21 protein-coding genes and 1 pseudogene are annotated in these 25,675 nt (G+C 61.4%); 9 read left to right on the top strand and 13 right to left on the bottom strand.

The window, feature by feature from the left end; translation table 11 throughout:
• Window positions 1–42 precede the first annotated feature (42 nt).
• Together ACO2SS_RS07835 and mgtA are read left to right on the top strand one after the other, a co-directional pair.
• Window positions 43–492, top strand: a complete 450-nt coding sequence (locus ACO2SS_RS07835; RefSeq protein WP_423277050.1) for a host attachment protein — start codon at window positions 43–45, stop codon at window positions 490–492.
• Window positions 493–574: 82 nt separating this feature from the next.
• Window positions 575–3,208, top strand: a complete 2,634-nt coding sequence (gene mgtA / locus ACO2SS_RS07830; RefSeq protein WP_423277049.1) for a magnesium-translocating P-type ATPase — start codon at window positions 575–577, stop codon at window positions 3,206–3,208.
• A gap of 89 nt (window positions 3,209–3,297) precedes the next feature.
• Here mgtA and ACO2SS_RS07825 read toward each other — a convergent pair whose 3' ends face one another.
• From ACO2SS_RS07825 to ACO2SS_RS07805, 5 genes are all read right to left on the bottom strand, one after another.
• Window positions 3,298–4,083 carry an alpha/beta fold hydrolase gene (locus tag ACO2SS_RS07825; protein ID WP_423277048.1) on the bottom strand — a complete coding sequence of 262 codons (786 nt, stop codon included), beginning with the start codon at window positions 4,081–4,083 and terminating at the stop codon, window positions 3,298–3,300.
• A gap of 206 nt (window positions 4,084–4,289) precedes the next feature.
• Window positions 4,290–4,589: a DUF1127 domain-containing protein gene (locus ACO2SS_RS07820; protein ID WP_423277047.1), complete on the bottom strand. Its 300-nt coding sequence runs from the start codon at window positions 4,587–4,589 to the stop codon at window positions 4,290–4,292.
• 294 nt (window positions 4,590–4,883) lie between these two features.
• Window positions 4,884–5,606 carry a response regulator gene (locus ACO2SS_RS07815; RefSeq protein WP_423277046.1) on the bottom strand — a complete coding sequence of 241 codons (723 nt, stop codon included), beginning with the start codon at window positions 5,604–5,606 and terminating at the stop codon, window positions 4,884–4,886.
• Between the two features lie 77 nt (window positions 5,607–5,683).
• Window positions 5,684–6,004 carry a hypothetical protein gene (locus ACO2SS_RS07810; protein ID WP_423277045.1) on the bottom strand — a complete coding sequence of 107 codons (321 nt, stop codon included), beginning with the start codon at window positions 6,002–6,004 and terminating at the stop codon, window positions 5,684–5,686.
• Between the two features lie 5 nt (window positions 6,005–6,009).
• Complete coding sequence (locus tag ACO2SS_RS07805) at window positions 6,010–7,080, bottom strand: 1-aminocyclopropane-1-carboxylate deaminase (protein ID WP_423277044.1); 1,071 nt, start codon at window positions 7,078–7,080, stop codon at window positions 6,010–6,012.
• Here ACO2SS_RS07805 and ACO2SS_RS07800 point away from each other — a divergent pair.
• Complete coding sequence (locus ACO2SS_RS07800) at window positions 7,079–7,723, top strand: Lrp/AsnC family transcriptional regulator (RefSeq protein WP_423277043.1); 645 nt, start codon at window positions 7,079–7,081, stop codon at window positions 7,721–7,723. The two genes, ACO2SS_RS07805 and ACO2SS_RS07800, sit on opposite strands and share 2 nt — an antisense overlap.
• A gap of 786 nt (window positions 7,724–8,509) precedes the next feature.
• Here ACO2SS_RS07800 and ACO2SS_RS07795 read toward each other — a convergent pair.
• Both ACO2SS_RS07795 and ACO2SS_RS07790 read right to left on the bottom strand, forming a co-directional pair.
• The gene (locus ACO2SS_RS07795; RefSeq protein ID WP_423277042.1) at window positions 8,510–9,184 is read right to left on the bottom strand and encodes an FkbM family methyltransferase; all 675 of its coding nucleotides are present in this window, start codon (window positions 9,182–9,184) and stop codon (window positions 8,510–8,512) included.
• A 223-nt stretch (window positions 9,185–9,407) separates the two neighbouring features.
• Window positions 9,408–10,709, bottom strand: a complete 1,302-nt coding sequence (locus ACO2SS_RS07790; RefSeq protein WP_423277041.1) for a UDP-glucose dehydrogenase family protein — start codon at window positions 10,707–10,709, stop codon at window positions 9,408–9,410.
• Window positions 10,710–11,446: 737 nt separating this feature from the next.
• Here ACO2SS_RS07790 and ACO2SS_RS07785 point away from each other — a divergent pair.
• The 4 genes from ACO2SS_RS07785 to ACO2SS_RS07770 all read left to right on the top strand — a co-directional run bounded on the left by ACO2SS_RS07785 (window position 11,447) and on the right by ACO2SS_RS07770 (window position 20,137).
• The gene (locus ACO2SS_RS07785) at window positions 11,447–12,412 is read left to right on the top strand and encodes a hypothetical protein (protein ID WP_423277040.1); all 966 of its coding nucleotides are present in this window, start codon (window positions 11,447–11,449) and stop codon (window positions 12,410–12,412) included.
• 93 nt (window positions 12,413–12,505) lie between these two features.
• Window positions 12,506–15,508, top strand: coding sequence for a glycosyltransferase (locus ACO2SS_RS07780; protein WP_423277039.1), 3,003 nt, complete (start codon window positions 12,506–12,508; stop codon window positions 15,506–15,508).
• A 115-nt stretch (window positions 15,509–15,623) separates the two neighbouring features.
• Window positions 15,624–17,669, top strand: a complete 2,046-nt coding sequence (locus tag ACO2SS_RS07775) for a glycosyltransferase (RefSeq protein ID WP_423277038.1) — start codon at window positions 15,624–15,626, stop codon at window positions 17,667–17,669.
• A 1,874-nt stretch (window positions 17,670–19,543) separates the two neighbouring features.
• Window positions 19,544–20,137: a hypothetical protein gene (locus tag ACO2SS_RS07770; RefSeq protein ID WP_423277037.1), complete on the top strand. Its 594-nt coding sequence runs from the start codon at window positions 19,544–19,546 to the stop codon at window positions 20,135–20,137.
• Between the two features lie 71 nt (window positions 20,138–20,208).
• On the opposite strand, the pseudogene ACO2SS_RS07765 reads toward ACO2SS_RS07770, so the two are convergent.
• The 5 genes and pseudogenes from ACO2SS_RS07765 to ACO2SS_RS07745 all read right to left on the bottom strand — a co-directional run.
• Window positions 20,209–20,409: pseudogene (locus ACO2SS_RS07765) on the bottom strand (IS5/IS1182 family transposase); the annotation flags it as partial.
• A 380-nt stretch (window positions 20,410–20,789) separates the two neighbouring features.
• Window positions 20,790–21,146 carry a hypothetical protein gene (locus ACO2SS_RS07760; protein ID WP_423277036.1) on the bottom strand — a complete coding sequence of 119 codons (357 nt, stop codon included), beginning with the start codon at window positions 21,144–21,146 and terminating at the stop codon, window positions 20,790–20,792.
• Window positions 21,143–21,925, bottom strand: coding sequence for a hypothetical protein (locus tag ACO2SS_RS07755; protein WP_423277035.1), 783 nt, complete (start codon window positions 21,923–21,925; stop codon window positions 21,143–21,145). Before ACO2SS_RS07755 ends, ACO2SS_RS07760 begins: the two co-directional genes overlap by 4 nt.
• A gap of 3 nt (window positions 21,926–21,928) precedes the next feature.
• Window positions 21,929–22,537, bottom strand: a complete 609-nt coding sequence (locus ACO2SS_RS07750) for a hypothetical protein (RefSeq protein ID WP_423277034.1) — start codon at window positions 22,535–22,537, stop codon at window positions 21,929–21,931.
• A gap of 66 nt (window positions 22,538–22,603) precedes the next feature.
• On the bottom strand, window positions 22,604–23,122 hold the full coding sequence (locus ACO2SS_RS07745) for a hypothetical protein (RefSeq protein ID WP_423277033.1): 519 nt from the start codon (window positions 23,120–23,122) through the stop codon (window positions 22,604–22,606).
• A 35-nt stretch (window positions 23,123–23,157) separates the two neighbouring features.
• Here ACO2SS_RS07745 and ACO2SS_RS07740 point away from each other — a divergent pair, with 35 nt between their 5' ends.
• On the top strand, window positions 23,158–23,406 hold the full coding sequence (locus ACO2SS_RS07740) for a helix-turn-helix domain-containing protein (protein ID WP_423277032.1): 249 nt from the start codon (window positions 23,158–23,160) through the stop codon (window positions 23,404–23,406).
• Window positions 23,407–23,594: 188 nt separating this feature from the next.
• Complete coding sequence (locus ACO2SS_RS07735; protein WP_423277031.1) at window positions 23,595–24,530, top strand: hypothetical protein; 936 nt, start codon at window positions 23,595–23,597, stop codon at window positions 24,528–24,530.
• An 18-nt stretch (window positions 24,531–24,548) separates the two neighbouring features.
• On the opposite strand, the gene ACO2SS_RS07730 is transcribed toward ACO2SS_RS07735, so the two are convergent.
• On the bottom strand, window positions 24,549–25,544 hold the full coding sequence (locus ACO2SS_RS07730; protein WP_423277030.1) for an alpha/beta fold hydrolase: 996 nt from the start codon (window positions 25,542–25,544) through the stop codon (window positions 24,549–24,551).
• Between the last annotated feature and the right edge of the window lie 131 nt (window positions 25,545–25,675).

The following is a 25,675-nucleotide window of genomic DNA, read 5'->3' as shown; positions in this document are numbered from 1 at the left end:
GAGTCCCCAGGCGTTATGCTGGGATGAGAGCGGGAGCATTCGATGTCCGCGCCAATCACCATCCCCCACGAAGCATGTGTCCTCGTCTGCGACGGGAGGAAGGCCCTGTTTCTCGAGAACCGCGGCGATGCGGTGTCGCCGGACCTGCACCTGGGGCAAGTGCTGGAGCTGGAAGAGAACCCGCCGACGCGTGACCAGGGCTCGGACAGACCCGGGAGGGTCACCTCGGGTTCTCACCGAAGCGCCGTGGAGCAGGAGGATTTTCACCGGGCAGCCGCCGAGGCGTTCGTCCTGAAGGTCGGGCGGCAACTGGAGGAACACCATCGCGCTCGGCCCTCGAGGCGGATCATCCTCGTGGCGCCACCTCGCACCCTGGCGATCCTGCGCGATGAGATGTCGGCCGAATTGCGGGCGCGCCTCACGGCCGAGATCGCAAAGGACCTGACGAAGCTTTCGGCCGCGGAGATCGCGCGGCACCTGACCGATGGCTGAACATCGCCGGGGGCGGGAGGATGTTCGTGTAGCCCTGCCCGCGACCCTTCAGCCTCTCGGCTGGCGCAAGCCTTGAAGCGGCATGGCGACCGGGGACGGCATTCCGGATGGCGCGATCCCGTCCCCGGGGAGTCTCGCCGGCCTGCGCGGTCGGCAGGACGCGCCTCCCTTCTGGACGGGAACGCTCCCGGCGATCGCGGACAGGGTCGGGTGTACGCCGGCCGGTCTCACCTCCCAGGAGGCGGCCGAGCGCTTGTCCCGCTTTGGTCCGAACCTGGCATCGCCTCCGGCCAGGCGTCGGCTCGTCCTCCGGATCGCGCGAAAGCTGGCAGAGCCGCTCGTCGCGATCCTGCTTGCGGCGGCGCTGGTCTCGGCGATCGCAGGGGACTGGGCGAGCTTCGCGACGATCGCGGTCGTCGTTCTCCTCTCGGTCACTCTCGAGAGCGTCCAGGAGCATAGTGCCGAGGCTTCCGTGGCCGCGCTCCAGCGGTCGGTCGCGATCGTGGCCACGATCCTGCGGGATGGCTCGCCGGTCGGGGTGCCGATCGACCGGATCGTACCCGGCGACATCGCCCTCCTGAGGGCAGGCGATCTCGTGCCGGCGGACGGCGTGATCCTGTCCTCCACCGCGGCGCGGGCTGACGAGGCGCTGCTGACGGGCGAGCCCTACCCGGTCGACAAGGAGTCGGCGCGGGAAGACGGGTCGGCTCTCACGGACCTCAATGCCTTGTTTGCCGGCACCGCCCTGGTGAGCGGAGAGGCCAAGCTCTGGGTGGTCGCAACCGGGGCCCGGACGCGGCTCGGCCAGATCGCAGCGGAGCTTCGCTCGGCCGGCTCGCCCGGGGCTCTCGAACGCGGGCTGCATCGGCTCGGGATGGTGGTGCTGCGGCTGACGATCTTCCTCCTGCTGTTCGTCCTCCTGTCGCAGCTGGCGCTTCATCGGCCTCCGCTCGAGTCCTTTCTCTTCGCGGTCGCCATCGCGGTCGGGATCACACCCGAGCTCCTGCCCATGGTCATGACCGTGACCCTGGCCCGAGGCGCCGTGCGGATGGCCGGCCGCAAGGTGATCGTCCGATCGCTGCCGGCCATCCACGACCTCGGCGCGATGGACACGCTCTGCACCGACAAGACCGGAACCCTGACCAAAGCGGAGGTCGAGCTGGCGGAAACCGTGACATCGTCGGGTGCTCGCTCCGGACTCGTTGCCGAACTCGCTCGCGTCAACAGTCGCTTCTCGACCGGGCTCACGACACCTCTCGATGCCGCGATCCTGGCGGGCGGCGGCGACAGCGACTTGCAGCAATGGACGCGCATCGCCGATGCGCCGTTCGACTTCGAACGACGGCGCTCGGCCGTGCTGGCCGAGACGCTGGGAGAGCGGCTGGTCGTGATCAAGGGTGCCCCCGAGCACGTCCTCCCGCTCTGCCCGGCTCTCGGTCTGCCGGATGGTCCGACGGCCGTCATGGACGATCGGATGAGGGAGCGCGTCGGCGCACTCTGCCAGGCCCAAGCTGAGCAGGGATTCCGCCTGCTCGCGGTCGCATGGAAGCGGGCACCGGGACACACGACGATCGGCCCCGAGGACGAGAGCGATCTCGCGCTCGCCGGGTTCTGCCTCTTCCGGGATCCCCCCAAGGCTTCTGCCACGGCAGCGATCGCGAAGCTTCGCGGCAAGGGTGTCGCCGTCAAGATCATCTCCGGGGACGACCCGAGAGTGGTTCGCCACCTCATCGGCGAGTTGGGCCTGCCGGCGCGTGGCATCCTCACCGGTGAAGACATCGGGCGGCTGACGGACACTCAGCTGGCGCATCGCGCCCCGCATGCGGATCTCTACGCACGCGTGTCCCCCGAGCAGAAGAGCAGGATCGTGCGCGCGCTCAGGGCGCGGGGCCATGTGGTGGGCTTCCTCGGCGACGGCATCAACGACGCGCCGGCGATCCGGGCAGCCGATGTCGGCATCTCGGTCGCGGAGGGCAGCAATGTCGCGCGCGAGGCGGCGGATATCATCCTGCTGAACCAGGACCTCGGGGTCGTCGCGGACGGGGTCGAGGAAGGGCGGCGGACCTTCTCGAACATCATGAAGTATGTGCGTGCCGGGGCGAGCTCGAACCTCGGGAACATGGTGTCTATGTCGGCGGCGCCCCTGCTTCTTCCCTTCCTGCCGCTCCTTCCGATCCAGGTGCTGATCAACAACCTGATCTACGACGTCTCGGAGCTCGGGATACCGTTCGACACGGTCGAGCCGGAGGAGATGGCCGAGCCTCACAACTGGGACATCCGCGGCGTGTTGCGGTTCGCCCTCGTCATGGGCCTGCTGTCCTCGTTCTTCGACATGGCGACGTTCGGTCTCCTGCTCTGGGTGTTCGAAGCCGACGCGGCGACCTTTCGGACCGCATGGTTCGTCGAGTCGATGGCGACCCAGATCCTTGTCGTCTTCGTAATCCGGACGAACGGGCCATCGCTGAAGGGGCGGCCGCATCCCGCGCTCCTCGCAAGCTCGCTCCTGGCGCTCGGTTGCGCACTGCTGCTCGCGTCCGAGATCGGCGCTCCGCTTGGCTTCGTTGCGCTTCCCGGGACGATCTGGGGCTGCATCATCGCGCTCACCGTCGCCTATCTGGCGGCGGCGGAGTTTGGAAAGCGCATGGCAGCCAGTCCGAGGCCAGCGTCGGCCCGTCGGCACACGTCGCACGGAAAGGCACCCGATGGCGGGGGGTGAGCCGATCGTTCAGGGTGCGGGCGGATCGAGACGCGGAACGGCGGCTCCGGGTCTCGAGCCAGTCCCGTCCGGGGGTAGGATCCTCCAGGTCAACGCTTTACCCGGCCGACAGCCCTGGCAGCCCGATCGATGACGTCGGCCACGGCCTTGGGCTGGGTGTGAAAGACGAAGTGACTGCCGGGGATCTCCTCGGTGACGGCACCGATCCGACGCGCGGTCTGCCGCAACAGCATCGGATTGATCACGTTGTCCTCGGTCGCGATCACGAACCAGCTCGGCTTGACCCGCCAAGCCGCCCAGGAAACCTTGGCCTTGACGGCGGACATGGCGGTCGCGACCTGCGAGTCCCTCATGAAGGCGGCGTCTGCCTCGCTCGCATCCCCGGCGAAGGCCGTCTTGAACCTGGCGCCGTTCACGAAGGCGAACCCGTCGGATTGCTCCTCGATGACGAGGTCGGGCGACAAGGGAAACTCCCTGAACTGATCGATCGTGGACTCGTGCACGTCGGGCGCGAGAGCGGAGACGTAGACAAGGCCGGTCACCTTGGGATGGATGCCCGTCTCGGTGATCACGGTGCCGCCATACGAGTGGCCGACCAGGATCGTCGGGCCGTCCTGACGATCGATCACGCGTCGGGTGGCGGCCACGTCCTCGGCGAGGGAGGTCAGCGGGTTCTGGACGATGCTGACCCGGTATCCCATGGCAGTCAGGTTGTCATAGACGCCGCGCCATCCCGAGCCGTCCGCAAAGGCACCGTGCACCAGGACGACGTTCTTCGCCCCTTCGCCCGGAGCGGGACCGGTTTGAGCCTGCGCGACACCGAGGAGGCTCGCTGCGGCCGCGGCAGCGATCAGGATACGGCGCGTCGTGAACATGGGTTTTCTCCTGAGGAGCGAGGGGATCGACCTCGCCTGATCGACGACCACCTGTTGGCGGGGCGCAGTTTCCGTTGCGCTTCAGATCTCGGAGGTTGTGGTTCAAACGAAACCTTGGAGCGGCCGCGAAGCCGCTCGCGCTCGATGCCGAAGGCGCATCTTGCCGAACCGGACCGCATCGTCCGCCCGGGCTGGGTGGCTGCTCCTCAGAGCTGGAGATGCGGCACATTCCTGGACCGGAAGTGAACCACGACGCCGGACCTGCCGCGGCCGTTCCGGACTGCGTGATCGATCTGCGAGCGATCGATCCCGATATCGGCGAGCATCCGGTCGTCCATCTCGAGGAGTTCGCGTGCGGCGCGACGGACGATCTCGCGGGCACGCCAAGCCCGCCAGAGCCGGACGATCACGGCCATGCCTCTTCCGGCCCAATCCGCCTCGTGCCGAACCGGGTACCGGGCGATGCCGTGGATGGAGAGCAAAGATTGCGTCGTGTGCATTTCCATGTCGAAGGTCCTCGATTGGCATTCCGTCCATTGAGAGATCCGACCGCCAAAGAAGATGCGGATTTATCTATCGCCAGATGAACGATGCTCGGTTGCCCCTCGACCTTGGGGATACCACCCGGAGTAAGCGGGGATATTTCTCCGCTTCCCGATCGCGTTACATGGACAACACGCAATCTGATGCCCGTTGCTAATGATATTCTTATTGATGTCGACTGAATCAGCGCTGACCCCGAGGATGGGTCAGAGCATTACCCGGGGCTCGGCCGGCCGCGGCGTCGTCAGGTCGCGGTCTCAGATCACCTCGACGTTTGCTGCGAGCACGTAGCCCATTCCGCGCTCGGTCATGATGAGCGTCGGCTGGCTGGGATCGGGTTCGAGCTTGCGGCGGAGCCGCAGGATCAGCACGTCGATGCAGCGATCGTAGACCTCGTCGTCATGCACCCGGCTCGCATTCAGCAATTGCTCCCGCGACAGCACGGTCCGTGGTGCGCGCAGGAAGGCCGAGAGCAGGTTGAACTCCGCCGCGGTCAGCTTCACCTCCTGCCCGCCCGGTGCCTTCAGGCGGCGCGCCCGCATCGAAAGCTCCCAACCGGCGAACCGATAGACCGAACGGTCCGCTCTGCGCCGGGCGGCGGCGTTGCCGGCCTCCGCCCGCCGGAGCACGGCGCGGACCCGCGCCAGCAACTCTCGCAGGCCGAAAGGCTTCGTGATGTAGTCGTCCGCCCCGAGTTCCAGCCCGACCACCCTGTCGGCCTCGTCGCGTCGGTTCCCGGTGATGATGATCACGGGCGTGTCGGCGCGACTTGCAACGGTTCGCAGAAGGTCGAGTCCGTCCTCGTTCCCGAGCTGAAGGTCGAGGAGGATGACGTCAGGCGACACGCGCGAGAGCGTTCGTTCCATGGCGCTGCCGTCCGCCGCGCGGCTCACACGGAAGGCGTGATCGGAGAGGTAGTCGCCGACAAGGTCCCGAATGGACGCATCGTCGTCGACCACGAGAACGTGCTTTTCTCTCATTGTCTGTCCGTCGGCTGTCCGGCCGACATCGCTCGACCGAGGCTGGTCGGCGCTCCCCTGCCGGTGGAGCGCTCGGCTCAAGCGAATATCGGCGGCAGCACATTGGATGTGCCGTGCTTCGAGGGTTCGAAGAACAGCGGACCCTCGATGGCCGCCGCAAGCAGGTCCGCGTTGTTGCAGAGGAAGCGCTCGGCGAGCGCGGTGGACGGGAAGGCCACCACGAGGACGAACGGAGCGCCCGGCCACCTTTCGGAAAAGCCGGGCGCCTGGCGCTGTTGGCCGAACTGGGCGAGCTCCGCCTCCCCGCCCAATCTCATGAGATAGATCCGGGCGAGCAGGGTCTCGATCGCGGCGCGCGGTTCCGGCTGGAGCCGCAGGATCATCGAGAGGCCGCTCACGGCCGCTATCCGTTGCGGAACAGATAGCTGTAGCCGTTCAGCGCCGGAACGCCGCCGAGATGCGCGTAGAGGACCCGCGATCCCGGCGGGATCGTGCCTTCCCGGATGAGTTCGATCATGCCGTGCATCGATTTCCCCTCGTAGACGGGGTCGGTCAGCATGCCGTCGAGACGGGCCGAGAGCCTGATCGCCTCGAGGGTTCCCTCCGACGGAACCCCGTATTCCGGGGCGGCAAAACGGGTATCGAGCACGATATCCGCATCGTCGATGTCGCGGCCGAGCTCGACGAGATCCGCCGTGCGCTGGGCGATGCGCCTGATCTGGTCGCGGGTCTTCTGCGGCTCCGCGGAGGCATCGATGCCGATGACGCGGTCGGCGCGGCCATCCGCGGCGAAGCCGACCACCATGCCCGCCTGCGTGGAGCCGGTCACCGAGCAGACCACGACGTAGTCGAAGGTGAGGCCGAGTTCGGCCTCCTGCATCCGGACCTCCTCGGCCCAATGGACGAAACCGAGACCGCCAAGCTTGTGGTCGGAGGCGCCCGCCGGGATGGCGTAAGGCTTGCCGCCCGCCCGGCGGACGTCCTCCATGGCGTCCTCCCAGGAACGCTTGAACTCGATGCCGAAGCCCTCGTCGACCAGCTCGACCTGCGCGCCCAGGATGCGCGAAAGCAGGATATTGCCGACACGATCGTAGACGCCGTCGTGCCAGTTGACCCAGCTCTCCTGCACGAGCCGGCACTTGAGGCCGAGCTTCGCGGCGACGGCCGCGACCTGACGGGTGTGATTGGACTGCACGCCTCCAATGGAGACGAGTGTATCGCAGCCCTGCGCGATAGCCTCGGGGACCAGGTATTCGAGCTTGCGGGTCTTGTTGCCGCCGAAGGCGAGACCGGAATTGCAGTCTTCGCGCTTGGCGAAGATCTCGACCCGGCCGCCCAGATGCGCCGTCAGTCTGTCCATGCGCTCGATCGGGCTCGGACCGAAGGTGAGGCTGTGGCGCGGAAATCGGTCGAGGCGAAGCTTCGTGGCCCGGCGGGTCCGGGAGAGAGGTGCTGGAGCGGCGGCGGAGATCATGAGCTCGATCCTTGGCTACGTTCCTGCACTATATTTCATTCGTAATTGCGCCGGGTTGCGATATTCGGCATTCCATGCTCGATTGCTTGCTCCCGTAGGGCGCGGATCAGCAATCCTGATGCGAAGATCGACTTCCCGAAGCAATCTTTCTGCTGGGCCTCGACGGGGGGCGGTGGCTCTGGACGCGATGGATCGCAAAATCCTCGATGTTCTTCAGAGAGATAGCCGGATTTCGAACCTCGCGCTTTCCGAACGCGTCGGCCTCTCGCCCGCGCCATGCTCGCGGCGCGTGAAGCGTCTGCACGAGGAAGGTTACATCAGCAGAGAGGTCGCGATCGTCGATCCGGCGCGCGTGGGCAATACGCTGATCGCCTTCGTGAGCGTCGAGCTCGATCGCCAGCGCGAGGATGTCCTCGCCTCCTTCGAACGCAAGATCGCTGCCCAGAAGGCGGTTCAGCAGTGCTACTTCATCTCAGGCGAAAGCGACTACCTTCTCGTCGTCACCTGCTGCGACATGGAGCATTACAACGCGTTTGTGCGTGAAGTCCTGGCCAACGAACACAATATCCGGCGCTTCCGTACCAGCTTCAATCTGAACCGGGTGAAATACGAGACGGCGATCGACCTCGAGATGATTTCATAGAGAGCGATGTCCGGCGCACCTGATCCAAGCAAGGGCGCGTGGATCGTTCTTCACTTCCCGTGGGGCTCGAGGCTTGTCCACCTGCCGGAAGCTGCGATCCCCCGCGGCAACCGCGAGCGAAGACCGTGGGGCGGACCGTTCAAAAGAGAACCACGTCGCCGCCCCACAGTCGGAGGCGCAACGGTCTGCGTGACCAGGGTCCAATGCCATTGCCGGCTAGGCTGGGTGCAATCCCAGCGCGTTCAGCGGCCCGGGCGGTAACTGGCGGAGAGGGGGTCCGAGCAACATTTGGACTAACACGTTGAAGTTGCTACGTCGTCGGCCGCAACCAGCCGATTACCCCAGCAATTACCCCAGCACATTCCAGAAAACGGGCTCCGTCCGAGCGCCTATCAGCGACACCGCGGCTTGATGGTCCGAGACTTCATTGCACAACGTCGACAGGCGACGGAGAGCAAGCGCACCTCACATCGAGACCTCGGTATCGGACGAAAGCTGATGCAACCGGTGCTCACGCCCCCGAACAATCACTGTCTCGCCGCAGGAGAACAGGCGCTGAGCGACGCGCGACCCGACAGAGCTCCCAACGCCAGCTACTAGGACGGGAGGCATGCAAGCTATGGTCTCTGGCCGCACGGTGCGTGGAGAAAGGCCATGGAACGCTCAAGCGAATCAGAGAGACCGAGCCGCAATGTCGACGCAGGCGGTCGGGTCCTGGCTGCAGATCATTAGCCGACGATCCGCCCGCGCTAAGCATGTAGAGAGTTCAAGACGCCGGTGGCGCGCTTAGGTCTCGATCGACACTCCGTCAGGCAAGCGCAGCGAGGAGCCGATCTCCGCGCAGACAAAGGATGCATTTAGCCTCCTCAGGATCGGCCTGCGGTTAAGCTCGAAGGTTTGATCGTGCAGGCGAAAGAGCGAATATCCGAACGGCTCAAGGAGCCCGCGGAAGCGTTCTAAGGGCACGTGACGGACGTTTGTCATGTTCATCCCAGCTTCGACTTGGATGAAATCAACTTTCTGAGCGCTTATCATCGCCCCGAAACCAACCAAAACCTTCAGGTCATAACCTTCGGCATCTACCTTCAAGACAGACACGTGGCTTATACCCTTGCTGGCACACCAAGTGTCACCGCGTTGGAACAGCACCTCCTGAGTTTTCCCGGGAATTTCCGACCGGACCACGCGATTAGCCGTCGAGTGATCTGCAACGGTCATGATGACGGCGTTGTCCGCATCTCCTAGTCCCAAACGGTGGGGTGTCGCATTGATATCGTTGGCCAGGTAATCAGATAGCTTATCAAATGCTGCCGGTACCGGTTCAAAGCAGTGCACGGATACGTTCGGGAATGACCGTCTTATCCTTCTTACGGTCTGTCCCACGTTGGCCCCAACGTCGAGAACAACGTTCGGCTCGTACGTCGGGATAAACCGCTTGATATCGGCAAATACGTCTGCCATTCGTTCACCGGATGCTTTCAACAGGTCGCGCTCAAGTCGTCCATCTTGAACTCGCTGTATCGTGAACCCAAGCGCAACGACTGCATTTCAGAAAGTCGAGAACAGCGAGAATCTTGGATCGAAGACCGTGGCGAGTGCTCAGCTTACGGCCGACCTCAGATCGTTTAGCCAGCATCCCTCGACTGATATGCCATTGGGCTGCTCCCACCAGCTTACGAACATCCTACCTCCCGATGCTGTCGTACGTGAAGCCCTGTTCCCGCATATCGTCAGGAAGGTAGATGTTCCGCAGGTCCACTACGACGGGATTCGCCAACAACGCCTTGAGGCGTGCGAGGTTCAACGCCCGGAATGACTCCCATTCGGTGACGATCACCAGCGCGCTCGCTCCCTCTGCGCAGGCATACGGATCATTCGTGTAAGTCACGTCCTGCAGCACGGCCTTCGCCTGCTCTATGCCCTCGGGATCATACGCTTGGATCCGGGCCCCCGCGTCCTGCAGGGCCGAGATGATGGAAATCGAGGGCGCGTCGCGCATGTCATCCGTGTTCGGCTTGAAGGTCAGCCCGAGGATCGCGATCGATTTTCCTCGCACGGACCCACCACAAGCCGCTACTACCCTTCGTGCCATAGCGCGCTTGCGCTGTTCGTTCACCGCGACGACTGTCTCGACCAGACGCACCGGCGCGCCGCAGTCCTGCGCCGACTTGATGAGCGCCAGCGTGTCTTTCGGGAAGCAAGAGCCGCCATAGCCCGGTCCTGCGTGGAGGAACTTCGAGCCAATGCGATTGTCGAGCCCAATACCGCGTGCCACCTCCTGCACATTCGCACCAACTTGTTCGCACAGGTCCGCTATTTCGTTGATGAAGGTGATCTTCGTCGCAAGGAACGCGTTTGCAGCATATTTCGTGAGCTCGGCCGTGCGTCGGCCTGTCACCAAGATCGGAGCTTGGTTGAGATAGAGCGGGCGGTAGAGTTCGCTGATGGCCTTAGCGCCGCGCTCATCGTTAGCGCCAACCACAATGCGGTCTGGCCGCTTGAAGTCGGCAATCGCTGCGCCTTCCCGCAGGAACTCAGGGTTTGAGACGACGGAGAACTCAGCATCTGGGCGCAGTTCGCGGATGATCCGTTCGACTTCGTCACCCGTCCCCACCGGCACCGTCGACTTCGTCACGATCACGGTGTAGCCCGATAATGCACGCGCGATCTCGCGCGCCGCCGCATGTACAAACGACAGATCTGCGAAGCCGTCGCCGCGCCGCGAAGGCGTTCCGACCGCGATGAACACCGCGTCGGCTCGGCGCACCGCCTCGGCGAGGTCGGTCGAGAAGGACAGCCGTTGCATGCGGACGTTCGCGGCCACGATTTCCTCGAGACCAGGCTCGAAGATCGGAACGCCACCCGCCCTTAGCGCTGAGATCTTACGCGCATCACGGTCTACGCACACGACCTCGTGCCCGAAATCCGCGAAACAGGCGCCGGAAACTAACCCGACATACCCGGACCCAATGATCGCTATACGCACGAGAACCCCTTAAGCGCTTAAGAAATTGAAACAGCCCAGTAGGAGACAATCCATCTAGCTGCCGCCCCCCACGAGATACCACCATTTGGGACATGCCGACGATAAAACCTAATTGATCTTTGACTCAACTATAACTCGAAACAGTACGGCAATTGATCGACGTCATAGTTAAGACCGTGGGTGCCTCATACATTGACGACCCTCAGGCGCTACTCGCGTGCGCGCCAGCACGGTCGACGTCGGGGTGAAAGCGACAACAACCGGGGGTAGAAAGCGGTACTCGCTCACGATGAAGCCCCTGCCGAGGAAATCGGTTGCTGACGGGCGAGCTGCTGCGACGGACAACCTAACGTTGGGCAAGTTGATTCACAGCTTACGGGAGCACGGTTACAGCAGCGAACCAATTGTCGAAACATCGAGGCGAGCGGGGCGAAGCGAAACGCCACTTCCCACGGGCCCCGACATAGGCAAGACGTTCTTCTTGCCGACCCCCACTGCTGCGTAGATCCGACAAGCGTCCGTCATGCTGCACGACGCGCGTTGCGGATAGATGCAGAACACATAAAAGCTTTTTTGATCGTCGACGGCAATCCGTCTCTCGTCGAAGCTCCTCGGCCTCACTCTTGTCGCCCATTTCTTTCATTAGAACACGAAAATTGGCTTGCCAACTTGCATGCCCATGGAGCAAAACGCGCAGGCGGTCAGCCGCGCAGGCCGCGGTCTATAGGAGCTTCGTAGTGTCGTTGAATCAAGCAAAGGCGCTGTTTGAGCAAAAGCGTTACGGCGAGGCTCAACGCGCCCTAGCGGCATTGCAGAGCCCGGAAGCGGGAAGCGTTGAGGCGCTTACAATCCGCGGCCAGATTGCTGGCGCTCTGAAAAACTGGATCGAAGCGGCTCAGGCCTGGGAGGCGGCCGCTCAGCAGGCTGACTCGGCGAAGGACCGACAGATATTTACACGCAGACTCGCGGAAGCCGCCCGGAAAAGCGGCCAAATGTCGAAGGCCAAGCAGGTACTCGCTCAACATCTAGAAACGTTCCCCAAAGACAAACTTGCCTGGCGCGAAGTTGCACATTTAAAATTGGCCAGCGAGAACGGGGGCCAGGATGGTAAGTACTGGAGCGAGAGGAAGGAATACATTTACTACGTGGCAGTTAAGCAGATTGCCGAGCGGATTGCAGGCAATGCTTATTCAATCCTTGATGTCGGCTCGAACGCCACACCTGTGCTCGACTGGTTTCCCGAAGTGCCCATCAGGCACTCTGTCGACGTTAGGCGCCCCTACAAGGCAGAAGGCATACGCTCATTCAAAGCTGATTTCCTGAATTGGGAGCCGAAGCGGCGGAAGTTTAATGTTGTTCTCTGTCTTCAGGTGCTCGAACACCTGGATCGTCCCCGAGAATTTGCCGAAAAACTTGTGAGCATGTCGGACGTGGCCATCGTCTCCGTTCCATACAAGTGGCCAGAAAATAAGACGCACTGGCACAAGCAGGATCCGGTCGACGAGGAGAAGCTCGCTAGTTGGTTCGGAAGACAGCCCAACTTCTCGTATATCGCCACCGAACTGTCTGGGGAGCAGCGCATTGTCGTCGTTTACGACCGTACCAGCGCTACACGGTGGGCGAACATCGTCCCTGCGAATTTCCTATATCGCTGGAGGACTCACGGCGCGGAACTGGTTCTAGCCGACGGCAGCGAAGCGTAACCCGAGCTTCACATCGACGATTGCGTTCTAGAGGGACATGTGTCGGACATAATTTGCAGGTTGGTAGCCGAGCGGATTGCGTGGCGACTGCTCGTGGCGCGCTTCTTCAACGGTCTCCTTCTTGCGACCGAGTTTGTTGAACTGGCCGCGATTGCGGATCTAGAAGCGTCCCAGCTTGAGAAGCTTCTGCTTCGATCTGGGTTGGGCGGAGCAGAGGCCCGGTGTCGCGAGTTCGGGATCGTTGACCGCGAATTCGTGTTCGAGGATCTTGAGAGGTTCTGGTCTGTCAGGGAGAGCGCTAATGGGCGTGCCGATACTCTCCCGGTGAGGCGGGCCGGTATCCAGCTCGTCACCGATTGCCTAGTATCGCGACATTTCCTGAGCGATCAAATCGGCATCTCTGCGACGCCCGTCGCAAATCGGCCCTGGGCGGAGGAGTACAGGCACTTCGGGGCTCCGCGGAGGCCCACGATCTCCCAGCGTCTGTGGTCGGTCGCTCGCGGCGATACTGATGACCTTGGCGACTCCGAGGAGGTTACCGGCCCCCGAAGCTCCTACTACATCAAGGCCCTGCGATCTTGGGACACGAAGGGGCGGTTCCGTCGCGCAGATAAACTCCGCTCCTCTAAAAGCTCGCAGAGAACGAGCCAGAGTCATACGCAGGACCACAAGGTAGTCCCCTCCAAGCCCAAAGGCGAGCGACTCGCAGCAAAGTTGGAGAAGAAACTCTGGGGTGGGTTTTCGCGGTCAGCGATCCGCGATCTCGAGAAGCTTTCCAGATCGCGGGAAGTCGGCAAGGAGGATCAGGCGGCTGCGTCCTGGGCCCTGGCGCGCTGGCACGCTTACGAGCGTCGGTTTGACCGAGCTCTAGACGCTTTGGTTCTCGCAAGAACCGCGAATGCAAGTCGGGCCAATAGAATAACGTTGATATATCTGGAGGCGGAGTGCCTTCTCGGGCTTGGGCAGGTCGACGAAGCAAGAATATTGATTCAAAACGCCCTAGACAGCCAGGGCGATAACTCGTCCGAACTGCTGCTTGCGCTAGCAAACACGTACGCTGCGGATGGCGGCGACCCCTCCCAGCATTTGCAACTTTCCTGCATAAATCGCGTATTCTCGGCACACAATTTCTCGGAGATCCGAAAGGCCGAAGAAGGCCTTCCTCTATCAATCGGCAACATTGCGGGGTCAGAAAACCTATCATACCGAGACGACGGACCGAAAGTTAGCGTTATAATGCCGGTCTACAACGCCTCGGAAACCGTGGAGACAGCGCTGAACAGCGTTCTTCATCAATCGTGGCGTAATCTCGAAGTGATTGTGGTCGATGACAATAGCAACGACGACACACATCACGTTCTTGAGACGATTGCGTCAAGGGACGAGCGCGTCATCGTCTTACGGCACGCGCACAATCAGGGCGCCTATCCTGCTCGAAACACGGCATTGCGGGCGGTATCAGGCGATTTCATCACCGTTCACGATGGCGATGACTGGTCTCATCCGCAAAAGATCGAGACCGAAGTCACCTACCTTGAGCGCAACCCCACCTCCGCTGCCGTGTTTCTTAGTTGGACGCGGGTACTTCCTTCTCTCCGTGTGACGGGCTCATGGCGACCCGGAGGGGAGATCATAACGACGGACCTTTCGTCACTTCTCTTCCGAAAAGAAGTTCATGAGAAGCTAGGTGACTGGGATCGAGTTAAGGTCGGCGGGGATACCGAGTTCGTGTGGAGGATCCAGTCAGCATACGGCCCGGGTTCAGTGGTCGGCTTGCACCAGATGGTCCCGCTTTCCTTCGCGCTTCATCAAGAGACATCCCTTACCCGCCGCGGCCCGACCCACGCGCGGACAATCTTCTACGGCGTAAGAAGGGAGTATCGAGAGACTGTCGAATGGTGGCACAGGAGGTCGCTCGACACGGCAGATCTGAAGATGGTTCCGGGCACTTCGGGTCGGCGGTTTCCGGTTCCTAGGCTGATTGACCCGGATGCGGATGGTCCAGCGAAGCTCGACTTCGTGTTCATCATGGACTTCAATATCGGAGGCGGCGCGTATGTGTCGACAATGAACTATGTCCATGCTGCCCTCGCCGCGGGTAAGTCGGTAGGCGTCTTCCATTGGCGAAGGTATGACCTCGACCCGAGTAAGCCTCTGAACGAGGAAGTACGAGAGCTCGCCGCAGCGGGTAAAATTGAGGTCCTTGTGGCTGGGGATGTCGTCGAAGCAGATACTATAATTGTCGGGTACCCGGTCATCCTGAAACATATGATCGACCGTCCGCCGAGAATTTCATACAGACATTTGCTCGTGATCATCAACCAGATGGCGTCTCGCCTGTTCAGCGGCGGGGACGTGCAGTATAACCCTCTTGACTTGCGAGCCAATCTCGCCGAAGCTTTTGGCGCCGAGGGGACGTGGGTCCCAATATCAGGCCTAGTCAGAGACCTGATGCTTAAAGATTCGCGGTACCCTAAACCCCACTTCGATATCTGGAATCCGCTCATCAACGCCGCCGTCTACCGCGGACGATTGTTGTCGTGGCGCGGTTCAGACAACGCCCAACCGGTCGTGGGGAGGCACTGTCGGGATCATTACACAAAGTGGCCGACGGCGGCCGCTGACATACTTGATGCATATTGTGCCGACAGGCCCTGCTCCGTTCGCCTCCTGGGTGGAGCCGAAGCCGCCTTCCAGCTGATAGGCGAGAAACCGAGCAACTGGGTGGTTCATGAATTCAATTCCTTGAGTGCGCCCGAGTTTTTGGCCGAACTGGACTTCTTCGTTCATTATCCGCACGACGATTATATCGAAGAGTTTGGCCGAGCTGTCATTGAAGCGATGGCAAGTGGTGTTCCCGTTATTCTCCCCCCCGTATTCGAGCAGACGTTTGGGCCCGCAGCATTGTACGCGAGCGCGCGTGAGGTTTGGGGCGTCGTAAAGAGATTGTGGTCGGATAAGGATCGCTATTTTGAGCGCGTTCACGCCGGTCGAAATTTCGTTTTGGCCCAATCCGGGTACGAGAAATTTGCCGAGCGACTCAAAAGATTGGACGAAGCCGCGGCCCGGGTTGATGAAGGGGCTGCAGCTGCATAGGGCGTTACCGGTTCCGTGCTTCCGGGTGCGGAGCGGCTGACGCTAAGAGCATTCTCGGGATGCTCACGGCGTCCCCGTGGGGCGTCAATCGGAGTGTGTCTCGGAAGCGAACATCGTGACGGGCTCATCAGCAGTGTTTCTTAACCCAGATGAAGTCGGACTTATAGTTCGCACCTATCTCGGACGAGAGGTTTCGGCTCGAGCCGTTCGTGAGTTGGAGCACAAGCATCCACTCGATATCCTGTGCGGGATTTTACTTGGGGATGAGTTTCTGGGTGTCGTCGATGCTTGGTCAGCTGGCAAATCCCAGTTGCCGCAGGTACGCCGCAGGATGTCCATCTCACCAGCCTTCTTTGAAATTGCCCGCAAGCATAACCTGCTTGAGAGGCCTGCGCTGTCCAGAATTCGCCTAAAGCCAACTTGGCATGCGCTGATTTCCTCAACGCTCGCTTGCGACTCTGTTTTGGCAAGGATCGAGGACTTCTTCCCGCTGCATAGGAACCTTCGGCGGTTTTGCGAACTTCGGTCGCAGCTTGGGGCGAAAGCAACGTCCCTGCCCTCCTTGAAGCCCGAACTGAGTCGCACCGCCTTCAGTCCTCACCCGCAGTTGGACCAGACCTCAGGTCGCGGGCAAGAGATCGATTGCCTAACAGCGATACTCGAGCGGGGCGATGTGGCGGGTTTCCACAGCGTCGTCGACAAGATCTACAAGGCAAAAGATTGGGGAACTCTGACTCGCGTCTACGCACGCTATGGTGGGAATAGTCCTTCGTTAAACGACGAAGTGCGTTTCATCGCGTCGTTGTATTTTGCTCGGCACCTTCTTGCGCGGAACGCATGTGGAACGGCTAACGCGATTCTCGAAGGAATGGAGGCAATCTCTCCCCGGGGTGATTTCGGCAATCACGGTCTGTTGAAGTTGTACAGAAGCCTCCTTTCCCAGAGTAGATCAAGAAGTGGACGTGTAGACGCTGCGCTGGCGCTGCATGAAAGTCGATTGGCGACCGACCCCTCCGATCCTGACGACTTGTTTCAATCAGCCGTTCTTCGACGGCACCAGAATCCCCATCTTGCCGCCGCCCGTTTTTGGAAGCTCCTTGCCTCCTCGGACGAAAGGCCTGTCGGCTGGCATCTAATGGCTGCCGACTTTTTCATGCGGAATGGCACATTCGAGGAAGCTTTTCGGGCGCTGTCGCCTGTCTTTCCGAAGGCTGTCGAGCATCCTGACGTTGAACTAAGTTTTGCCAGCCTAGCCGCTTTGTCGGGAGACACCATGTGTTGGGCTGGCCATCTGCGTTCGTACTTCGCGCGTTTCGCTTTAAGCGTGAGCATGTTCAATCTCGACGAGGTGGGGCTGCCTTCTCCCAGGACCAGCTCCCATCCGCCGAGAGGCCAGAGTCCGCTCGTTTCGGTCATCATGACGGCTTTCAACGCTGTCGACACCATACGCCTCGCTGCAGAAAGTGTTCTCGCCCAGTCAGTTGTCGATTTGGAACTAATCATCATCGATGATGCAAGTTACGACGGAACATGGGAGCGGATCTCTGATTTGGCTAGCCGGGATAGTCGTGTCATTGCTTTGCACCAAGACACCAACACAGGAACTTATCTCGCGAAAAACTTCGGGATATCGAGGGCACGGGGGACGTATATCACCTTTCACGACTCCGACGATTGGTGGCACCCGCAGCACGTTGAACTTCACGTACTCGCGATGACAAGGGGGGAGGTCGTTGCGAGTACGTCGAAGTGGGCAAGAATGTCGGCTGCTGGAGTTTTCCAGATCAGGGGAGGTGGAAGCTACCTGCATGACAATCCAGCCTCTACGTTCGTTCGTCGTGAGATTTTCGACGAGATCGGCCGATTTGATACCGTCCGGGTTGGAGCGGACAGCGAGTTGCTTTGGAGGCTCATCACGCGTTACGGCCATGCGAGAGTCCTTAGCATTGAATTACCGCTTGCTATCGGCCTCGATCACGATAGATCACTAACGACCAGCGGGGTGGCGGCTTTCGATGAGCACCGCTTTTCTCCAGTTCGGGCAAAGTACTGGGAAAGCTGGGTTCGATGGCACCTAAGTAGCGTGCTCGAAGAATTCCAGTTGCGCATGCCCGAGGCATCCAACGATCGTCCGTTCGTTGCCCCGGCTGAGATCGTTTGACGGTCAACTGGAATCAAACCCTTGGTTCGTCTGTAGTTTTTTCTGACTTGCAGAGTTATGATCAGAGCGGGAGAGCTTTCGCCAATCGTGTAACTCGGCCTGTCTTTCGTCGGCTTGCAGCTACTCGGCTCCTTGCGGTTCGGTCGGCACTCTCAGGCTGTCCGGTGAGGGAGCTGAGATACGCAGGTCTCGACCGTGTTGAGCCGCACTGATCTTTATCGCGGAATGCCCCGACCGAAGAGGACGTCGCTCCCTGAGGAAGCGGACTTGCCCGTCCGACTTTTTAGATGCTTACAGAAGTTGGAGCAGAGAGCGGGTGTGCGGTAGGACAAGCCCGGACGGGACGTCGTTAAGGGGGGCCTTCCGGTGGCCGGCGACGATGGCAGGCATCACTGCGGTGTGGCAGCCGCCCAGTAAGGGCGACACCATTGCAACCGGTCGGCGCCGGCCGGCTTGGCTCGATTTTGGAACCGGAAAGAGGCGTCCGATGATCCTCTTCGAGCATGATCTACTCGTTTGGGGGAAGCGGGTAGATCAAGTGAGGCCAATTTGAGAGGCGACTTTAGGGCAGCCGTGCAAGGCGCGGGGTGGGTTCACCTCGGCCCAGCTGCCCCCCGACTAACGAACAGCTCGCCTCATTCAGGGCGCTAGCGCCGCGACGCCGGCTTCTGTTAGATGCGAGCAGCGCCAGACAGCGTTCGCAGTCCTGCCGCGGGAATCCCATGTGAAGTAGAAAAGAGCTTCTATGCCGCTCTGAGGTGCGGCCAAGCTCCGTCGGATTCCTTTCACAATTGGTACCCGATCACTATCCCGTGGCGGACAACTCTGATCATGGTTTCTAACACCCCATTCAGTGACCCAACAGGGCCTGTTAGATCCTGACCCGCGGCACTCATCCGGCAAACGATTCAGTTCTGCCGCACGCTCGGACTCCGGTTCTTTGATCGAAGTGTAGAAGTGGATGGCGCGACGATCAACAAACCGGTCGATTCCTGCGGCTGTCAAAAGGTTCGCCGTCAGGGCGGCCGATACCGCGTTCTTTGGCCTCTGAGAGGCGAACCTGGGTTTGATGCGCGCTAAACCAGCTGCGATGATAGGCATGCCCCGCGTGAGTTGATGCGAGTCGCGCAGTTCCTTGATCACCGAAACCAGTTGTATATACCTATCGAGACCGCGGCGGAACCGATCCAACTCAGGACCATCCTCTAAGAAGACCCGGCCGGCTGACCCGTCCGTTTCGAGGTCACCGTTAAATGTCGCCCAGTTCAGTTCATTCCCGACCTGAATGGCATCAGGACGAACGTTTCGGTCGACGAACGCACGCCAGAGTTCTGCCATTCCGATTCGGAAGAGTTCCGGGGAAATTTCAGACAGAGCGTACTGTTCGCCAACCCGACGTTGTTCGAAGAAGCGGCGTTCATTGACAGTTAGTCGAAGCAGAACCTGAAGACCTGACCTCTGCGCAGAGGATACGAGCGAGAGGCGGTCAAGTTGGTCCGTTCGGATCGAGACTCGCACAGCCTTTGCTCCAGCTGCAGCGACATTCTCAATGATCGTGGATTGCTCGCTTTTAGGGATCCAATCCAGCGAAGTGTTAACGCCAACGATTTGGCGCTCTACAGCATTCGCCGGCAGCGAACAGAGGCAAATCGCCGCCAGGGCTCCGAGGACTGCTGGCTTACGCATCTGCCTGACTCTCTCTCGCCGGAATGGCCCGACGCAGGAGACGCCACGTCGAGCGCTTGTAGCAGCTTCGAACCTTTCCACAGCAAACCGGAGACTCGGTCAAGCGGCGGACATATTGCCGCCGCATCGGACTGGCGCTCGGCTAGCTAGGTGTTAAGCTGCCGTCAGTTGTCGGAGAAGACGGGCGCGTGGCTGGCTATTGGAGCTCGAGGCGAGAGAGCCTCTACTATCAAGCTGTTTACAAGATCGTAGCCGTTGTCGGCCAGGACGCAACCAGTATCATTGATGTTGGCTCTGCTGAAACAGACTACATTAAATGGTTCGAGTGGATCGGGCGGAAGGTCCAGCTCAACCGCGGTTTCAGAACGGGCCTAGAAGGGGTTGAGCGAATAGGAGCCGACTTCTACAAGTGGGAAACCCCCGAGAAGTTTGATATCGGGCTGTGCCTACAGGTTCTGGAGCATGTCACCGATGCCACTGAGTTTTGTAACAAGCTTAAGGCCATCTCGAGGCGGCTGGTTATTTCAGTCCCCTACAAGTGGCCAGCGGGAAGGCATAAAGAGCACGTGCACGACCCCGTCGACGAAGTGAAGGTGAAGTCGTGGATGGGCATTAGCCCGAACTACTCTCTGGTCGTGCGAGAGCCATTTGGTCCGGCAAGGCTAATCTGCTTCTACGACCTCGAAAACGGTCCATCGTTCCGCATCAACGTGGCCGATGCGAATCGAGCGCTGCGCGCAAGGAGCCAGACCTTGGGGTCTACTCAGCAGCGGACATCTTGATCAGAGATTATCTTGCGATTCTGCTACTCTCATTGAGCTCAGGCTCTTGGCCCGCAGCTGACGGGAGTCGGCTATGCAGCAGCGAGGTAGTTCGTTGCGGAGCAATCGCGGCGAGAGTGTCTTTGAGCCTGCAGAACGTGCGCTCAATGGCATTCTGACCACTGTACAGAACGGGCGAGAAACGGGCTGCCCAGAGCCGTGTGGCGGGATGTTTGTGGCACCGCCCCGCTGTCGGCGACCTGTCGGCGGATGGCATAGGTATCGTAGCCCTTCCACTTCCCTCCCGTCAGGCGGACCAGGGGGACCATCTGCCTCGCGGCCTCGGAGCGCACCTGGTGAGGCGGAACCTCGGCACGGACTTTGATTGCCTTCAGAGGTTGGAGACTAGCGGCAGGGATGCAGAACTCGATTGATCGGACGCGCAGGAGGATGAGAGGCTCGCCTCCTTGTCGAGCCGCATGTGATTGAGCAACTCGAGGAAGGCCTGGAGAGAGATCCACTGCCGTCGGATGATTGGCCCTTCAATCCACCGCTCCCCAGTGATCGACGTCGAGATCTAGCCCAAGTTTATGGGACCGGTACACCGCGCCCAAACCTGCTCAACCCTGATAGCCTGGCGCGCTCGTGATGTCGCACGGGGAGGCCGTACCGCTCAGATGTCCTTAGCTGCCGCAACGCGGTCCGCGAGTTGGATTAGGTCGAGCGTCACGCCGAGGGCGAGCCTATCTGCGGCCGGTATGCCCCCTGCCCCCACGATGCGGGCGGCTAACGCCCGCTCGTCTCCGAGCGCTTCCTGCACGAGCCTGGCCTTCGTGATGATGTCGTCCAGGCTCTCAGCTGTTGTCATGGCGACGGTGACAAGTGCCTCGAGCTTGGCAGAGCGCGCCGCGGCGGCGCGCTTCTGAGCAAAGCGGGCGGCCCGGCGGGAGACTTCCTGCTCCCTCCGAACCTCCGCGTCATCCGCTTCGGCAGCGTGGTAGCGTTGGACCGCGCGCGCAATGGCCGTCATGCTACCCTCGTCAACTTGTGAAGGTTACGGGTAAGTGTCAGGGCGAGAGCGGGGCCGGCAAAAGCTTCCTCGACGTCGCTCGCGAAATCGAGTTCGCCATCCGCACCCGGATAGCAGCACTCCATAATCGCAGCAGCCTTGGCGATCACCCCTTCGATCGTGCGGGCGTCGGTTTCGAGTAGAGCGTCTCTCGCTGCCACATACGCGGGCTGTGTGGCATCTAGGGCGGCTTTGGCGGCCGTTCGTCCGGAAGCGTCGCACCGGCGCTCCACCTCGGCCTGCCAGGCATCCCACGCCGCCACGATCTCGTCAGCGCGGGCCTGGGCCTCGGGCCATGGCTCACGAGTATGTCGCACGACGATGTCGATGCCGGAGGTGACCTCCTTCTCAGTGAAGCCGTCTTCCATGGTGGCCGGCCGGGCATGGGTGACCACGCGCTCGCAGGGCACCTTCCGCAGGTACTCGATTGTGACCTCTTTGAAGTAGCGCCGTTCGTCTCCGCGGCCTGAGTAACCGACAGGCACGACAAGCCCGCAATCCGTGTTCCTGACGTACAGCGTCTCGGGGAACTCAGGCGCGTCATAACGCTCCATCGCGTCATCGTCGGCGGCGAGGGCGACATTGTGCGCTGCCACCGCATTCCGGAAGCGATCGATCGCTGCAAGAAGGAGCCCATCCGCTTCAGCGGGCGTGGCGGCGGCAGGGATAACCTCGGCCGCAGTGACGGGAAGCGTAGCAAGTCTCGCAAGAAGCGAACGACGGGAAGCGTTCTGGGCCATCGCTCAGGCCTCCTGCTTCGAAACAGGACGGCCGCGGAGATCCACCCCGGCAACGCCACACAGGCTCACAATGAGAGACCGCACGGCGACCTTGTCCCAGTCGAGGTCGCCGATGTCTTCCTCGAAGTCGTCCGAACACAACGTATACTCGGCCGCGTGCCGAGCATGGACGGCGAGGCCCTCGATCGTCGCAGCAGGCATCTTGGCGATCCAATCCGCCAGCGCGTCCCGACGCGAGTGGAGATCGTGCATCGGGTGAGGATCGTACCCAGTCTGCTCGGCGATGCTCCGCATGGCCGTGGCTACGAAGACGTGCCGCTTTTGGCGGGCGTCCGCCATCTCGGTATCCGACAGCCCGGGAGGGTAGTAGGCCGGGTTCTGCGCCGCCCAGGCGCGCTCGGCCGCAATGTATCGCTCCGAGATCTCATCGAACTCCGGCTGCAGGCGGTCCATCTCGATGGAGATGGCGTCGAACTCTCGGCCGAGGGCGATGAGTTCGGCATCTGGCGAAGGCTGCGCCGCAACAGCAAGAGCGCTGAACGCGGGAGAGGCGGCCAGGCCGGCCAGGATAGCTCTCCGGGATTGAGAGCGAGCGACAGGGTTCGCAGACATAACGGTCTCCGTTGCTGGTTGCTGGTGGGGTGGAGGAGAGAGCGCCGGCTGTGCGGCGCGGGGGGGTTACTGGGCGGCGGGTGCGTCGCCCAGAGCTCGAATGGCGGCCTGCACCTCGGGCTTCTGCCAGGTGTTGTCCTTGATTGACTGCAGCAGGAACGCGCGCTGGGCGTGGTTCAAGGCCAGGAGGCCGGCTAGGATCTCAACGTTGAGGCGAGTAGCCGCCCGACCCTCCGGCGACATCAGGTAGTCGGTGATGCTCGGCGCCTCTGGATCAACGATCCGGCATCCCACTTTGCGGACGAGGATGTCGCGCGCTTTCGCCTTCGGGACAAATCCCCGCGCGGAGCGCTTCACCTGGGTTCCGACCCAGACGTGGTCGAGGCCGGCTCCGGCAGAGCGGACCCGAAAGAGCTGATTGGCTGTGGTTTCAACGATCATTGCGGCGGCTCCGATCAGGCGTTGAGACAACGGGTGGCGGTAGTCCCGCGCGGTGGGGGACGAGGAGTGATGACGGGGAAGGACACCATTATTCCTTTCGAAAATCGACAGAATATGCTTAGAGCGACAGAAATCGGCGGTCAAGTCGATTTTCGCGAGAGATTGCGAAAACCAACAGAATGAGCCATGATCCCGCTATGACACCAGCTCAATGCCGGGCGGCCCGCGGCCTGCTGAAGTGGACGCAGGATGATCTCGCTCGCGAGGCGGCTGTGAGCATCGTGACGGTGCGGAACTTTGAGAATGAGAAATCGGCGCCTCAGCGTGCCACTCTCGAGGTTATGCGGAGAGCCTTGTCGGGTGCCGGCGTCGACTTCATCCCAGAAAACGGGGGCGGGGCAGGCGTAAGACTGAAAGGCGCTCGTTGAGCTTGCGGCTGAGGACAAGTTTCACGGGGGTGGTGAGGAAAAACACCCGGCATGAACCCGTCAGATAAGCGGAATGCATCGGTCGCCAGAGATCGATTCCATCTTTTCATGAATCCGGCGATGTGATTGCTCGGACGCTGCTTCCGTGCCTCGAACCTTCCCGCCTAGATTCAGAGCGGGAGGGACACATGCCACTTCGATTTCGTGCCTATCTTCTTGACGAGACTGGTGAGCTCAAGCGCATCCCACGGCGCGTGCTCGATGGGCTCGTCTTCGGCAATGATGCCATCCCCGAATACGCCAACACCCGACAGAAGGTCGTCGACGTCTACGTGGAGAATGAGGACGGCAAGCCGGTTCGGATCCTCGACGCGCGTGGCTCGTATCTCGAGTTTGATGAAGAGGGCCGCATCGATCACAGCCTAGGCCGGCGCGCGATGGAGGTGATGGAGCTTGGGGATCGCGTGGCACGTGCCGCTCGCGCGAAGGTGGTCGATATCCGGCCCGGCATCGAACAGAAGAAGTGGCTGGAGACACACCGTTGGGAGGTCACGGCTGAGATCCTCGATCGCATCGCTGCCGATCTCTGGCCGGGCAAAGACGTCCCTCAGCTCTCGACAGTGAAGGGCAAGGCGCCAAAGCGACCACCGCTCACCTCAGAGGCGAGAAACGCCGTCGACGAGCTTTGGGGTAAGGTCGCGGGCATCGAGTGCCTGATCGAGGATCTGTCCGAGGTTGCCCTGAAAGGGTTTGCTTTCGAGACCCGTCGCATTGGGGCCGACTTCAGCGATGGGCGCGAACTCTGGCAGACCATCGCCACGCTGGCGGACAAGGCACGAGAGATCAAAGCTCGGCATCGCACAGGCCGAGGTGCCTGGTATGCCGTTCTACAGGTCTGGGAGCGTGTAGACGCGCGAGAGCATCGCTCGATCGACACGGTGGAGGTCAAATGCGCGACGCGGGACGAGGCCGTTGAAGCCGCCCAACGGCTCCTCCGCGAGAACGCGCATCGGTTCTCAGATCGGACCACGATCGAGGCCGAGATCCACTCAGAACTTGAATGGAGGTCGGTCGGCAGCGGCCCCGATCATGAACTCCCCTCGCCTCTTGCCAACAGCGAGTGACGGGCTCTGGCAAGCCTCCTACGGCTTGTTCAGCTCAGCCAGGAGAGCCGCGTGAAAGCGGTCCGGCGCTTCCACCTGGGGCGAGTGGCCGAGTTCAGGGAACTCGACCAGCACCGAGTTCGGGATCCGAGCGACGGTTGCTCGTCCTAGGAGGTCGTAGCGGCCAAGCCGCGCCGCGACCTCTGCTGGCGCACGGTTCGCACCTGGAGCCGTTCGGTCCTTCCCTCCGACGATCAGGACCGTGGGCACCCGAAGATCCGGGAACTCGTGCACGACCGGCTGGGTGAGGATCATGTCCGAGGTCTGGGCGCTGTTCCAGGCAACCCGTTCGGCGCCGGGTCCGGCATAGAGCCCCGCTTGCATCTGAACCCAGCGGTCGTACTCAGGCTTCCACTGTCCGTTGTAGTAGAACTTCAGCTGATACGCCTTGATGCTATCGAAGGTTGTCTTGCGCTCCCCCTCGTAGGCCTTCTCGATCGGGAGCCACGGCACGCCCGCAGCCTGCCAATCCTCCAATCCGAGAGGATCGACCATGACGAGCTTCTCCACGCGCTCCGGCATCATCAGGGCGAAGCGAGCCGCAAGCATGCCGCCCATGGAATGGCCGATCACGACAGCCTTCTCGACGCCGAGGGACGACAACAGGCCTGCGGTGTTCGAGGCAAGCTGCTGGAACGAGAACTGGTAGGCTGCGGGTTTCGTCGACTTGCAGAACCCGATCTGGTCCGGCGCGATCACCCGGTATCCGGCCTTGGTCAGCTCGGCGATCGTTCCTTCCCAGGTTGCGCCGCAGAAGTTTTTGCCGTGAAGCAGCACGGCCACTTTGCCGTTCGGTCGCTCGGGCCGCACGTCCATGTACGCCATTGAGACGTCCTGCCGCTGCGAGCTGAAACCGAACCGCTTCACCTCGTGCGGGTACTCGAAGCCCTCCAGTTCGGGTCCGTAGGTTTCGACGGCACTAGCAGAGAGGGTTGCCGCCAGCACCGCCGTGGCAGCAAGGACTGATCTCATCATTCACATCGCTCCGGAATCGAAGCTGGACCTATCCGGCACGTAAGCGACCAGACCGTGGCGGGCGCGTCTTCCAATTGTGCCTTCGGTGTCGCTGGTGCCTCGCTGTCCCTGCGGTTGAGGAACCAAGCGGG

This window comes from Enterovirga sp. CN4-39 (genome assembly GCF_049446235.1).
GTDB lineage: Bacteria > Pseudomonadota > Alphaproteobacteria > Rhizobiales > Beijerinckiaceae > Enterovirga.
Note: the sequence above shows the minus strand (reverse complement) of the source record. Positions and strands in the feature narration are given on the sequence as shown.